The sequence below is a fragment of the Longimonas sp. genome, assembly GCF_046498435.1.
Classification (GTDB): domain Bacteria; phylum Bacteroidota; class Rhodothermia; order Rhodothermales; family Salinibacteraceae; genus Longimonas.
The window spans coordinates 16324-29840 of record NZ_JAWOAR010000179.1; the positions used below are offsets into that span (position 1 = coordinate 16324).

At 60.3% G+C, this 13517-nt stretch carries 8 protein-coding genes, 1 tRNA gene and 2 pseudogenes; 7 read left to right on the forward strand and 4 right to left on the reverse strand.

What is annotated here, in order from left to right; genetic code table 11:
• Window positions 1–78 precede the first annotated feature (78 nt).
• Together R6U20_RS06565 and R6U20_RS06570 are read left to right on the forward strand one after the other, a co-directional pair.
• Complete coding sequence (locus R6U20_RS06565; RefSeq protein ID WP_410337065.1) at window positions 79–924, forward strand: ParA family protein; 846 nt, start codon at window positions 79–81, stop codon at window positions 922–924.
• The gene (locus tag R6U20_RS06570; RefSeq protein ID WP_410337066.1) at window positions 921–3467 is read left to right on the forward strand and encodes a penicillin acylase family protein; all 2547 of its coding nucleotides are present in this window, start codon (window positions 921–923) and stop codon (window positions 3465–3467) included. Before R6U20_RS06565 ends, R6U20_RS06570 begins: the two co-directional genes overlap by 4 nt.
• 207 nt (window positions 3468–3674) lie before the next feature.
• Here R6U20_RS06570 and R6U20_RS06575 read toward each other — a convergent pair whose 3' ends face one another.
• On the reverse strand, window positions 3675–4595 hold the full coding sequence (locus tag R6U20_RS06575) for a DMT family transporter (RefSeq protein ID WP_410337067.1): 921 nt from the start codon (window positions 4593–4595) through the stop codon (window positions 3675–3677).
• A 167-nt stretch (window positions 4596–4762) separates the two neighbouring features.
• Between R6U20_RS06575 and R6U20_RS06580 the strand changes: the two genes are divergently transcribed.
• The 5 genes and pseudogenes from R6U20_RS06580 to R6U20_RS06600 all read left to right on the forward strand — a co-directional run.
• A complete protein-coding gene (locus R6U20_RS06580; RefSeq protein WP_410337068.1) occupies window positions 4763–5080 on the forward strand; it encodes a MerR family transcriptional regulator in 318 nt (105 codons plus the stop codon).
• Between the two features lie 193 nt (window positions 5081–5273).
• Window positions 5274–5351, forward strand: a tRNA-Pro gene (locus tag R6U20_RS06585).
• 241 nt (window positions 5352–5592) lie between these two features.
• The gene (locus R6U20_RS06590; protein WP_410337069.1) at window positions 5593–6657 is read left to right on the forward strand and encodes a helix-turn-helix domain-containing protein; all 1065 of its coding nucleotides are present in this window, start codon (window positions 5593–5595) and stop codon (window positions 6655–6657) included.
• 100 nt (window positions 6658–6757) lie between these two features.
• Window positions 6758–8875: an NAD-dependent DNA ligase LigA gene (gene ligA / locus R6U20_RS06595; RefSeq protein ID WP_410337070.1), complete on the forward strand. Its 2118-nt coding sequence runs from the start codon at window positions 6758–6760 to the stop codon at window positions 8873–8875.
• A gap of 60 nt (window positions 8876–8935) precedes the next feature.
• Window positions 8936–11056, forward strand: a pseudogene (locus tag R6U20_RS06600) (HD family phosphohydrolase); the annotation flags it as partial.
• 537 nt (window positions 11057–11593) lie between these two features.
• On the opposite strand, the pseudogene R6U20_RS06605 reads toward R6U20_RS06600, so the two are convergent.
• The 3 genes and pseudogenes from R6U20_RS06605 to R6U20_RS06615 all read right to left on the reverse strand — a co-directional run.
• Window positions 11594–11809: pseudogene (locus tag R6U20_RS06605) on the reverse strand (PhzF family phenazine biosynthesis protein); the annotation flags it as partial.
• Between the two features lie 2 nt (window positions 11810–11811).
• Window positions 11812–12003, reverse strand: a complete 192-nt coding sequence (locus R6U20_RS06610) for a hypothetical protein (RefSeq protein WP_410337071.1) — start codon at window positions 12001–12003, stop codon at window positions 11812–11814.
• Window positions 12004–12036: 33 nt separating this feature from the next.
• Window positions 12037–13314: an NAD(P)H-hydrate dehydratase gene (locus R6U20_RS06615; RefSeq protein WP_410337072.1), complete on the reverse strand. Its 1278-nt coding sequence runs from the start codon at window positions 13312–13314 to the stop codon at window positions 12037–12039.
• Window positions 13315–13517 lie beyond the last annotated feature (203 nt).

Here is a 13517-nt window from a genome sequence, read left to right on the forward strand (position 1 = left end):
GAAATCAATAAAAGGGTTTGACAGACGCAGCGCCCACCGGTACGTTACAGTGATTCTTTTGTAGAGACGGCGACATTCATGCACGTATTTACCATTTGCAATCACAAAGGCGGAACGGGAAAGACCACCAGCGTCATCCACATAGCCGCCGCTATGGGGTTGTCTGGGCATCGTACGCTGGTCGTCGATCTGGATCCCCAGGGATTTTTGACACGCACGATGGGCATCGATCCCGATGCACACGACGACACGGCACTCTCTCTCTTCGGGCCCGATGCCGACCTGTGGGCATGCCGCACCGTATCAATGAGCGGATTCGACTTGCTTCCGTCGTCAAACCGACTGACGCGCGAGATGCGTGATCTCAACAAACCAACCGATGTGCTCTGGATCCGCGAGGCCATAGAACGCAACATTGACACCGCCTCGTACGACGCTGTGCTCTTCGATACCGCTGCGGCTGTCACCGTATACAGCTTGAATGCGCTGGTAGCCAGCCAGTACGCCGTAATTCCGGTGCTCCCCGAATACCAGTCGGTGGTCGGTGCCGAGCAGACCTACCAGACCGTGTCGATGGTGCGAAAACGGCTCAACCCCGACCTGCATCCGTCTATGTTTCTGTTTACGCAGGTCGATGAGCGCAAGCGGTTGCACAGCGCCTACCGTAGCTACATGCGTAAAAAGTACACGCACCGCGTGCTCGACACGATCATTCGTACCAGCACCTCGCTTACCGAAGCCTCAGAAGATGGAGAGACGGTGTTCGACACCGATCCGCAATCTAAGGGAGCACGCAACTACGCAAACGCCACCGACGATCTGCTGCAGCGTGTAAAAGCATATGAGCGTAAGGAGGCCGAGGCAAAGGCGAATGTTCAGCCTGTGCCTTCCACCCCACCGCCTGAAACTCCTTCGTTTTCATGACTATACACCGTCGCGCGGCACTCCGGGCCGGGCTGGCCATGGTGGTATTGCTTGGCCTTTATGGCGGCCTTACCGTGCGCTGGGGCGGGCTGCCTCCCTTGGAGCGCTTTGTGGACCCCGCACGCGGTCTCTGGCACACCGCACGCACCGCTCCCGCCCCCAGTGGCACACATACTCTTGCTCTTTCGGCACTCGACGACCGTGTAACGGTGGTACGCGACGAACGAGGCGTGCCCCACATCTATGCCCAGAGCGACCGCGATGCCACTATCGCCATGGGCTATGTGGTTGCGCAAGACCGGCTCTTCCAGATGGACTTCACCTCGCGCGTGGCCCAGGGGCGGCTGTCTGAACTCCTGGGTCCCGACCTCGCCGACAGCGACCGCTTTTTGCGTGCTACGGGCATGGAGTGGGGAGCCCAGCAAAACATCGAGCGCATCGAAGCCGAAGACGACATCGAGTGGGATGTGCTACGCTGGTACGGCACTGGAGCCAATGCCTACATCGACGGACTGGCTCCCCACGAATGGCCGCTGGCCTACCGCGTGCTCGACGCCACGCCCACGCCACGGGCTCCCATCGACGGGGTACGCTTGCTTCAGTACATGACGTACGATCTCACCTATCGCAGCGATGCGCCCGTGTACGACGTGCTGCAAGAGCGCCTGTCAGCAGACAACTACGCCACGCTCTATCCCAACCATCCGCCTGGGCAGTACGCAACGATGTATCCGGAAGGGCAGGCCGAGGCGACGCATCGCAACCACACCTCTACAGCAACGGCTTCCTCAACAGCCGCCTCCCCCGCAACGCTCTCCGACTCAGTCGCCCTCGATACGACCACGCAGCGCCAGGCACACGCTATTCTTAACGCGCACCATACGGCCCACCAGGCGCTTCAAGAGCGCATGTTAGAAGGCTATCGCTTTGGCAAGGGATCCAATAACTGGGCCATTGCGCCCGAGCGCAGCGAAACCGAAGGGGCACTCCTGGCCAACGACATGCACCTGGGCCTGTCGCTACCGGCTATCTGGTACGAGGTGCATCTGCACACCCCCACGACCGACGTATCGGGGCTAACCATTCCGGGTGCGCCGGTCATTGTGCAGGGTGTGAACAACCACGTAGGCTGGGGCCTTACCAATGCTGGGGCCGATGTTGTGGATCATTACGCCCTTACGCTCAACGACGACCGCACGCAGTATCGCCACGACGGCCGATGGCGCGACCTCGAGATCCAGGTCGATACGCTCTACATGGAGGGCAACACCCCTGTGCTCGATACGCTGCGCATCAGCCACTGGGGCCCGCTGCTGCCCGATGCCCCCGATACGGTGCCCGACTCGCAAGCAGTGGCGCTCCAATGGGTTGCGCACCACCCAAATACCACGCTGCGTGCGCTCTGGAAAATGAACCGCGCCACCTCTGTAAACGAACTCGATCGCGCACTGGCCGACTGGTCCGCCCCCATGCAAAATATTGCAATGGCGGATACGGAGGGCTCCATCGGCATGCGCATGGCCGGGCGGCTCCCAATACGCGCTGCTGAATCCAGTGCCGGACTTCTCCCCGGCAACACCAACGATCACGCCTGGACGGGCTGGGTGCCTCACGAGGAGATGCCTCATGTCATCAACCCTGAGCGAGGTGTGGTCGGATCCGCCAATCAGGTGCCCGTCGAGCCGTCGTATCCGCACTACGTAGGCCACGACTGGCGGGATGGCTACCGCTCGGTGCGTCTCGACACGCTGCTGGAACGCCGCGATCAGCACAGCCTCAACAGCTTGAAGACGTATCAGACCGATGTGTATGTGCAAGAGCACGCCGCATTTGCGCCATTCATCGAAGCCGTTGATCCTGAAACGCTTACCGAACGCGGACAGCAGATACGCCAGTGGCTCCTCGACTGGGAGGGCCGCGCCACGACCGACCGCCACGAGCCGCTCATTATGCATACCTGGCTGCGCACCCTGCGCGACCTGGTGTGGGACGAGCCCGCCTTCGACGAGGTCCCCAACCCGCAAGATGCAGTGCTCATTAATCGACTGGAGGAAGCCTCTGCCTCCCCCTGGTTCAACCACCAGGACACCGACTCCACCGAAACGGGGCCCGACATGATACGCAAGGCGCTCAACGCTACCGCCGACACCCTAACAGCCCGCCATGGCTGGGCCCCCGAGTCATGGACGTGGGGCGACCACCACCAGTTGGAAATTGACTTTCTGCTACCAGCAGGGCCATTCGAATCGATGGGGCGTGGGCCGTATCCCTTTCCGGGATTCGCATCAACGCTCCTTCAAGCGCCCGGGCTGACGGTAACGCACACGGCGAGCCAGCGGGCTGTTATCGACTTTTCGGGCACGCGGCCCGAGGCCCATGTCGTGTATCCCGGCGGCCAGCGTGAACATCCGTTCGACCCGGAGCACTACGACCTGTTCGTGGATCCCTATCTGGAAGACGCCTACTACGTGCAGGCGCGCCCAACGACGCCTGATAGCATCGAAGCACACCGTGTTACGAGCCGCTGGACTCTGCGTCCGTAGGGCACTGTACGTCCTCTCTGGTTTTGGCATTGCAGCATTCCTCCGCTACAGCGCCCCCGATGTACTTCGTCAGTCGGCTTTACTGTTTCGCGTGAGGATGCATGGACGGCTGGATGGATGTTTTCATCCGCTCGTTCACTCTTCCATCCCTACATCCTTTTGTCCTTCCACCCCCAACGGAGTATGCGGAGTTGGTATAACGGCGAGCTATGCTGTATGCCGACGACGCACCCGACGCATCCACACGACCCCGCCAATGATGAGCGTACCGCCTAAGAGTTGAAGGGAGGTGATGGTTTCGCCCAAAAACCAGGCCCCGCCCAGCACAGCGACGAATGGCACCAGGTTATTGTACACTGCTGTGTTGGAGGGACCTACAGTTTTGACGGCATTATTCCAGATGAGAAAGGCAATCCCTGTGGATAGGGCTCCAGAGTAGAGAATGGCCCACCAGACCCAAGCGTCTACCTCGGCCCACTGCACTGTATTCCAGTACGGAAGCCCAACCCCAATCAGAAGCGGTAGCGCCACCAGCAGGCCGAAAAAGGTAACGCCGAGCGGAGCCACCTCGTGCACGATGGCTTTGTTGTATGTGGTAAAGCCGCCCCACACCACCGCTCCAATGAGCATCATGGTGTTGCCAAAGAGCGAGCTTTCGGTGAGCGCTGCGTTGTTGGCTCCATCCAGAATGACGAGCGTGGTGCCTGCAAGCGAAAGAAACAGCCCCACCCACGCAAGTCCGCGCAGCACCTCCAGCCCCGAAAGGCGGCCAATGAGCGCCGTCCACAGTGGAGCACCGGCCATAATGAGCGCTGCGCTCCCAGCCGTTGTATTGTTGACGCTCACAATGAAGAGAATCTGATACACAAAGTAGCCAGCCACCCCAAGTCCAACAATCGACCAGCCGTGGGTGCGCATCGGTGCCCAGAACGCACGTCCGTTCCGCTGCCAGGCATAGATGCCGCCCAGAAGGGCCACCGAGATACTGAACCGGAAAATGTTTAGCACAAATGGATGCATAGCACCCAGCGCTGCCTTGAGAATAGGGAAGTTAGCTCCCCAAATAAACACCACCCCAATGAGCGACAGATCAGCAAACCAAGATCGGGAGGAAGACGAAGGAGCCATATCAGCACTGGACATCGGAGTTGAGGAGCACATGGTCCTACCTCGCAACTTGCAAACCGTTGACGCATAGGCTTGAACAATCATTGAGAACCTGCTTTGCTTGTGTTCTGCTCACGCCCGTACGTTTCCGCTCTCACACTGTCGAACTTGTCCCCCTCCATCGCCCTATGGCTGAAGAGGAAACCACCACATATGCCATTCGCGAGGTGAGTAAGCAGCTTGGTATTGAGCAGCATGTGCTACGCTACTGGGAAACCGAGTTTGCGGCGCTTCGCCCCACGAAAGATGCAAGCGGCCAGCGCCAGTACCGTCCCAGCGATGTGGAGACGGCCCGCCGCATCCAGCAGCTGCTCAAAGAAGAAAAGTACACCATTGCCGGAGCTCGGCAGGCCCTGGAACGCGATGAAACGCATAAGCAGATCGCCCAGCGACTGCGCAAGCTGCGTGCGCTTCTGGTAACAATGCGCGAGGAAGTAACCTCGTAAAACAAAACGGTCCTGACACCCACTGCTCATACCCACCGCTTTGTCTACAGCCCCCCTGTGAAAACTATGCACACCTGAACAGGAGGGAAGCAGCAGGCGGCGGCTGGACCTCTGTTTTTCGCCGATCCGTCTGTTTTTCGTGAACGACTTGCGGAACCCACAGCCACTTCTTTTACTATGAAGGCATCCCACTCGGGACATGGCGCAGCCCGGTTAGCGCGCCGCTCTGGGGGAGCGGAGGTCCCCGGTTCAAATCCGGGTGTCCCGACCACTACACAAGCTGATACAGCACGCCACAATACGCTGGTGGCTTTGCCCTACACGGTGTCCTCTCGCACATTACCCAGTGCGACGCCACACAGTGCAAGTGTCACCAGCCCGCTGCGTGCCTCCCCCCCACGCATCCAAAATATTGTGTTCGTCCCACGTCGTTTCTGGCATTTGTGCTGGGAACGACGTTTTTTGTGGGACTCGTCCCCCGCCCGCTGAACGCACTCCTGAGCCGCTGTCGTATGAACGACACTTCGCCCGAAGCCTCCATTCAGCGATTTGTGGCGGATCTGAAGCGGATCCGTGAAGCCCGCGACGTGTCGCTGACCGACATTCATGAGGCAACCCGTGTCTCTGAAGATGTGCTCGACGACTTCGAGTCGGGCGATCTGTTCAACCGATCCTCGTTTAACCCGGTCTATCTGCGCTCCCTCGCCAAGTCGTATGCGCAACATATTGGTATCACCCCGGCGCAGCGCGTGATGGAGTGCCTGGAACTGGCACAGAACAATCGATACACAAACGAGCTCGCCGTTGATGAATTGGGCGAGGAACCGCTCTCCATTACCTGGCCCGACGAAGACGGCCCTGCCGAAACCGATCCCGATCCTGCCCCTCTCGACGACTCGGCATTCGATGCACCAGGGCCTGAAAAGCGAAACACGGCTGCTGAATCTGAAATGGCAGCGCGGCGGTGGAACAGTACCGAGCCCTCCTCCGACGATGAATCCGCAGGCCCCCCTTCTTCATCACAGCCCGCTTCCCAAAGCAACAAACCACTGATTATTCTGGGCGTGGCCGTTGTGCTGGTGCTGGTCGGACTGGCATGGGGCCTTATGCAATGGTCTGCGCCCAACGAGGACCCGCCCGAGCCTGCGCCAACAGAAGAGTCCCCCCCCACTCCGCCCGACGACACAACGGAAACCGAACCGGTCTCCGACGCAACGGAATCCTCATCGTCTGAAGCCTCCTCTCCAGAACTTGGAGAGTCCATCTACGCCACGTTGTATGCGGCCAACGGAAGCGTAAACGGCGTGCGCGTGCAGCGGGACGATGATCTGCGCCGCCCCTACTGGATTGAAGAGGGCGATGCCGTTGTACTGCCGTTTACCGACCGCATCACCATTGAGGAGCAACTCGACCAGCTTCAGCTCTTCGTCAACGAATATCCGGTTCCGCTGGAGCCCCTCGACAGCCAGGACCGCCGGGTACTCACGCGCAGCGACCTCGAAAGCTGGGCCGATACCATGCAAGCGGCTCCGGCAGAGGACCTTCCTCCCCCGTCCGATACCCTCCGCATCCCGTAGCACCGCTCGACCCAAGCGCCGGTCTTCGGGAGATGCATCGGCATCTCCGTAGCACGCGCTCTCCTTTCGCATCCCCCCAACTCGTTTCCTGTCCTGGTTCATGGATACCCTTGCTTCTACGCGCTCTGTGCAAGAGCAGATCGACAACATGTCGTGGGATGATCTGACCCGCGAGGCTGCCGAGGCGCTCTATGAGGAGCTCGTTCCGGTGGTGCGCGCCCACGACGAGCGCTACTACCGCCACGACGACCCGCTTATCCCCGACCCCGAGTACGACCGCCTGTTTCAGGCGCTACAGCGCATCGAAACAGAGTTTCCGGCCCTGCAACGCGATAACTCGCCTACGCAGCGCGTCGGGTTCGACCCACTCGATGCATTTGCAAAGCACACCCATCCCGAGCCGCTCCTTTCGCTCTCGAACGCCTTCGATGCAGGCGATGTGCGCGAGTGGTATGCCCGCTGCCAGCGAGGACTGGCGGATGCGTTTGGCGATACCACTCCCGCAGTCGTTGCCGAACTCAAGATTGATGGACTGGCCGTGGCGCTGACTTACACCGACGGCGAGCTGGCGCTGGCCGCCACGCGGGGCAACGGCGAGCAAGGCGAGAACATTACCCGGAATGTGCGCACCATCCGCCGCATCCCGCTTGCGCTGGATGAGGACGAACGGACCGCCCCAACATCGATGGAGGTGCGCGGCGAAGTATTCATGCGCAAGAGCGAGTTCGAGGCGCTCAACAACCGGCTCCGCAGCGAAGACGAACAGCCGTTTGCCAACCCGCGCAACGCCGCAGCGGGCAGCCTGCGCCAGCTCGACCCCAGCGTAACAGCCCGGCGTCCGCTCAGCTTCTTTACCTACGGGCAGGGTCCCACCGACGGCACCATGCCCGATACCCACAGCGCGGTGTTGGAGCAGCTGGAGGCCTACGGCCTGCCCATGAACTCGCACTGGTCGCGCTTTGACGACATCGCGGCAGCTGTCGAATTTTGCACCGGCTGGGTGGAGCGCCGCGCGGAACTCGACTACGAGATTGATGGCGTAGTGCTCAAAATTGACCGCCACGACTACCAGGAGGAACTGGGCGCGATTGCCAATGCCCCGCGCTGGGCGGTGGCGTTTAAGTTTCCAGCGCGCGAGGCGACCACCACTCTCCTCGACATTGAGGTCAACGTAGGCCGCACGGGCGTGGTGAAGCCCGAGGCTGTGCTTGAGCCGGTGGGAATTGGCGGTGTCACCGTGTCGCAGGCTACGCTGCACAACGAAGACTACATTGCCGACCGCGACATCCGTATTGGCGACACCGTGGTGGTGAAGCGCGCGGGCGATGTCATTCCGCAGGTAGTGCGCCCGGTAGTTGAGGCGCGCACCGACCATCAGGAGCCCTGGACGTTTCCCGAGCGCTGCCCGGTGTGCGACTCGGAGCTGGTGCGCCTGCCCGATGAGGCCGATGTGTACTGCCTGAATACCGAATGCCCGGCGCAGTTCAAGCGGCTGGTAGAACACTTCGTAAGCCGAAACGCGATGGACATTGAGGGCCTGGGCGAGCGCGTGGCAGCGCAGTTGGTGGATACCGAGCATGTGCAACAAATCGACGATCTGTACCGCCTCACCACAGACGACCTCGTTTCGCTGGAGGGCTTTGCCGAAAAAAGCGCCCAGAACCTTGTGGATGCCATTGCCGCCTCGAAAGAGCGTCCGCTGTATCGCTTGCTGTTTGCGTTGGGGATTCGGCATGTAGGCCGCACGGTGGCAGAGCAGGTCGTATCCGCTGTGCCCTCGATGGAGGCGCTGGCCGAGCAGTCGGTCGAGGAGCTCGAAAGCATCGACGGTATTGGGCCAGTGATTGCCGAGAGCATTTACGACTGGTTTCAGGTCGCCGACAACCGCGCGCTGGTGGATGCGCTGCGCGAGGTGGGGGTGAACACGGAACGGCTGCCCGAGGAAGAGCCCGCCGAGGAACAGCCGCTTGATGGGCTCACCTTTGTGCTCACTGGCGCGCTGCCCTCCCTTACGCGGCGCGAGGCTACGGAGCGCATTGAGCAGGCCGGGGGGCGCGTTACGTCGAGCGTAAGCGGCAATACCGACTACCTGGTAGCGGGCGAGAACCCCGGCTCGAAGTACGACGACGCCCAAGAGCGCAGCGTCCCTGTGCTGGATGAATCGGGGCTGTTGGATCTGTTGGGCGATGCCTCCCGTTCAGGGGCTGCATCGGATTGATGCGCAACGCGGGCGGTACAACGCCGCCTGGTTCTATCTGACCGGTTTCCTTGCAATGGTATGAAAAAGTGGCTGGAACGGATCGGGCTGCGTCCGAAAGGGGCTACGCCCGTCGGCACCGACTTGGAAAGCGGCAAGCGCAATACCCCCGAAGACACCTACTGGCGCGATGTCATCGTGCGTACGGTGCTGTTTGTGCTGCTGGTAGGCGGCACATTGGCGGCCTTTCCGCGCGGAGAAGTCTTCGAGTACACCGTGCAGGTGGGCGATACATGGCGGCAGCCCACACTGGTCGCCCCGTTTAACTTCCCAATCTACAAAGACAGCGACCGCGTTGCTTCTGAACGCGAACAAGCACGCCGCACGACCCCCCCATACTTTGAGGAGATCTTAAATCCGGAGCAGGTAAGCCAGGCTCACCGCGACACGGTGCAACAGCAAATCGACGAGGTGCTCGATGCCCACACGTCCTCGCGATACCAACGCATGCGGGACAACGACGAGCAGGCCGAGGCCGATTCGCTCCGCTACATCCAGTTGCGGCGCAACACACGCGTTACGCTAAGTCCCGAACAGTGGGAGGTGCTCACCGAGAACGCCGTCGAGCAGATTCCGAGCCTCTCCGAAACCACGCGCGAGCCCCCCGACTCTGAGCGCCTCGACCGCCAGATGATGCAGGCCGTGGCCGAGGTCACCGAAGCCTTACAGCGTCGCGATGTAATCGACATTCCGCTCGATTCGGTGTATACCGATCACATTATTGTGCGCAACGAAGAAGAGCGCATCCAGCGGCGCGTGTCGGTCGACCGGGTCGTGGGGATGTCTGAAGCCTTCAGTCGCGCCGAAGAGCAGCTCCGCGACCGCTTCGACGATCGTCCAGACGCCGCGCAGATTGCGTTCGCGTTCTTTCGAGATACGTTTCAACCCGCCCACGAATATCTGGAAGAAGAGACAGAAGAGCGCCGCCAACAGCGGGCCGAGAACGTGTCGCCCATTTCAGGGGGGGTAGAGCGCGGCGAGGTGGTGGTGCAGCAAGGCGAGCGCGTGTCTTCTGAAGTCAAACAGAAACTGATGTCGCTGGAGCGCGAGAAAAATCAGCGCGCTGCCACCACCATTATGTGGCGGCAGATCTCGGGCGAGTTGATTCTGGTGCTTGTTACCTTCTTCTTTTTCTTCTTCTACCTGTACCTTATTCGCCCCGCCATCTGGACCGATAACGGGCTTATTGCGCTCATTGTCCTGCTCTTTGGGCTTATCGTTGGACTCTTCGGAATTGCGATTCGCGTTCCGTGGCTGGATCTGTATGCTGTGCCGGTGGCACTTATTTCGGTGACACTGGCCATCGTATTTAGTGTCCGCACCGCCCTCTTTGCCACACTCGTACTCGCATTTCTGGGCGGGCAGATGTTGGGCATGAACCTGCAATACGCCCTCGCGGCCTTCTTCGGCGGAATGCTTGGCATCTTCAGCGTGCGCGACATCAAGAATAGGGGGCAGTTCTTCTTAAGTGCCGCGCTGGTCTTCGTTGGGTACGGGCTCATCATTGTAGGCACATGGCTCTTTCTGGGCACACCTGCCACCCGCCTGGGAGACGAAGTCATCTTCGCAGCAATTGGCGCATCATTTACCATTGTGGTGCAGCCAATGCTTTGGGTCATCGAACGCACCTTTGGCATCACCACCGACCTAACGCTGCTGGAATTGTCGGATACAAATCGTCCGCTCCTGAAACGGCTTAGCCTGGAGGCCCCCGGCACGTTTAACCACTCCATGCAGGTCGCCAATCTGGCAGAGGCCGCCGCGGAAAAGGTCGGCGCCAACGGACTGCTGGTGCGCGTGGGCGCGTTCTATCACGATATCGGTAAGATGATTAAGCCTGCCCAGTTTGTGGAAAACCAGCGCGGCGGGCAGAACCCGCACGACAACCAGACGCCGCGCATCAGCGCCATGTTTATTACGCGCCACGTTAAGCAGGGGCTCAAAATGGGCAAGGAAGAGCACCTGCCCGACCGTGTGCTGCAATTTATTGCAACCCACCATGGCACAGCGCGCGTGGAGTATTTTTATCAGCAGGCCCTCCAGGAGGCCGATGGCGATGAGACACAAGTCAATGCTGCCGACTACCGCTACCCCGGGCCCCGCCCGTTCTCCAAGGAAACAGGTATCTTGCTGCTGGCCGATTCCGTGGAAGCCGCCTGCCGCAGTCTCGACGAGCCAAACGAAAACAATCTGCGCAAGCTTGTTGAAAGCATCTTTCAACGCCACATCGAAACCGGACAGCTCGATGACACCGACCTTACGTTTAAGGAGATCGGGGCCATCAAGGAGACGTTTATGACCATGCTCTCGGGGGTATATCACAGCCGGGTGAAGTACCCCGGGCAAGAGGACGAAGCCGAAAGCGGATCCAACGACCCATGGATTGCGCCCATTGACTTCAGCGTCCCCGCAGATGTCTCGGTCATGTGGCACGATGATGGATGGTTTGAAGCCAAAGGGCGCCGCACCCCCGAACCGCTGCCTCTGCTTCCCGGCGAACGCAGACCGCGTGCGTCGCGGCCCGATCCGGACCCCTCGTCTTCGAACAGTGGCAACGGCGCTCCCGACTTAAGCGGAATGCCCGTTGTGGTACCAGCAACCAGCTACTCCGAGTCGGGCGACGACTCGTCTGATACGGAAGCCCGCGAAGAACGTGGAGGTGCAGAACTGTCGAGCAGCACAGAGGTCGACCTCGCGGACAGGCGAAAAAAACCGCACCCTGACGTCTGCTGTATGGCTGTCCATGATAAACGCTGTCTCGGAGCAGCGCAGCTCGCCGGCGATATGCTGCATCGTCTCGCTGGAAAGGCCGTCCGCCCGGGGGACCACGCCGGCCGGGTTGCCCGCAAAGCTTCGCCTGGTGAAGGCATCCACGATGTAGACCGGCAGCGGCATGGTTATTCCTCCTCACGCAGCCGCTCGTAGGCCGTATAGAACGGGACGTTGAGCAAAAAGAACAGCGACAGGATGCCCAGCAGATGGAAGTAGGGAAACTCGAACAGGTCGCCCGGCGAATACTGGACGCTTATCCAGGAGCCGATGACCGCGATGAGATTGAGGATGAACCACAATGTCAGGAATCCCTTCATGCCCTAAAAACACCAGCGTGCTTTTAAACTTGTTTATGGCCCGTATTCGGCGATGACATCGGGCAGCCTGGCGAGCAGGTCGGTGGCCGTCATCCCGTAGCCTTTTCGCTCAAATGCAGCGTTGCCGGCGCTGCCGTTCAGGAAGGCGGCCATCCGCGCTGCATTGTAGGCGGGTACCCTCATGGCGAGCAGCGCCCCGGCGACGCCGGAGAGCACGTCGCCGGTGCCCCCGACGGTCATACCCTCGTTGCCGACGTGGTTGGATTTCACCGTGTCGCCGTCGCTGACGACATCGGTCCAGCCTTTGAGCAGTATCGTACAGTTTCGGGCCCTGGCCGCCGCCCGTACCGATGCGATGCGCTTCTCAAGGTCGTCCGACGGCATCGTGCCCATCAGCCTTTTGAACTCTCCGGCGTGCGGCGTGACAATCATGCTGCCAGAGGCGGTTTTGTCGGCCATGGCGGCGATGGCGTCGGCGTCGACGACCGCGGGCATGTTCCGTTCGATGCAGGTGTCCAGCAGTGCATCTACGGCCTGCATGGTCTGCGATGCATTGCCCAGCCCCGGGCCGACGACCAGGCTGTCCGCTCGCTCGAGCAATGGCTCGATGTCTTTCAGATGGCGCGGATGCAGCACGTCACCGTCCAGCCGCCGGGCGATAATATCCGGTGAAAACGAGGCAACCACCTGCCATGCATGTCCGGGCACCGCAGCCATGGCCAGGTCTGCGCCGGTGCGGAGGGCCGCCATCGCCGCCAGAGCCGGAGCTCCGGTGTAGGGGCCGCCGCCGACCACGAGCACGGTGCCGTTGTCGCCCTTGTGGGAGCGCCTGCCATGCGGGGGATACCAGGCCATGTCGCCCGGGCCGATCTGCCGTGTCGCCTCGTCAGGGATGCCGATGTCGTGGACCAGGATGTCGCCGCTATTGTCGGGCGTCATGCCGTCCTTGGCGGCGTGGAAGGTCACCGTCAGGTCCGGCTGCACGGCCACCTCCTGTCCCATGCCGGTGGGCACGTCAACGCTGATGACGCCGGCGTCGCTCTCGTTCAACATGGCGGCGATGTCGTCATAGGGGGGACGGAGCGCGCCCGAGATGCCGATGCCCAGCATACCGTCGACGGCCACGTCGGACTGCTCCAGTATCTCTCTAAAAGCGTCCTCCAGGTAGTAGTGTACGGGGATGCCCAGCTGCTTGACCCGCCGGAGGTTTTTTTGTGCTAACCGCGATGAAGGACGCTTGACCAGGAAAACGTGAACGTCGCAAGTAATTTTTCCACTTAATACTTTTTTTAAAATCCTTACTTTTGCCACAGGCTATATCCAATGACAGATTATTACTGACATAAATATACCAGGTGATTTAAACGAAAAACGAGCATGAAGATATCATATAACTGGATAAAGCAATACCTTGAGACAGATAATAAGCCTGATGAATTAAGCAGCATACTAACCAATACGGGGCTTGAGGTTGAAGGCATGGAAGACTGGGTATCTGTAAAGGGTGGTCTCAA

Excerpts from the sequence above, each read along its gene's own strand:
- R6U20_RS06565 (WP_410337065.1), top strand. The coding sequence starts at position 79 with ATGCACGTATTTACCATTTGCAATCACAAAGGCGGAACGGGAAAGACC.
- R6U20_RS06570 (WP_410337066.1), top strand. The coding sequence starts at position 921 with ATGACTATACACCGTCGCGCGGCACTCCGGGCCGGGCTGGCCATGGTG.
- R6U20_RS06575 (WP_410337067.1), bottom strand. The coding sequence starts at position 4,595 with ATGGCTCCTTCGTCTTCCTCCCGATCTTGGTTTGCTGATCTGTCGCTC.
- R6U20_RS06580 (WP_410337068.1), top strand. The coding sequence starts at position 4,763 with ATGGCTGAAGAGGAAACCACCACATATGCCATTCGCGAGGTGAGTAAG.
- R6U20_RS06590 (WP_410337069.1), top strand. The coding sequence starts at position 5,593 with ATGAACGACACTTCGCCCGAAGCCTCCATTCAGCGATTTGTGGCGGAT.
- ligA (WP_410337070.1), top strand. The coding sequence starts at position 6,758 with ATGGATACCCTTGCTTCTACGCGCTCTGTGCAAGAGCAGATCGACAAC.
- R6U20_RS06610 (WP_410337071.1), bottom strand. The coding sequence starts at position 12,003 with ATGAAGGGATTCCTGACATTGTGGTTCATCCTCAATCTCATCGCGGTC.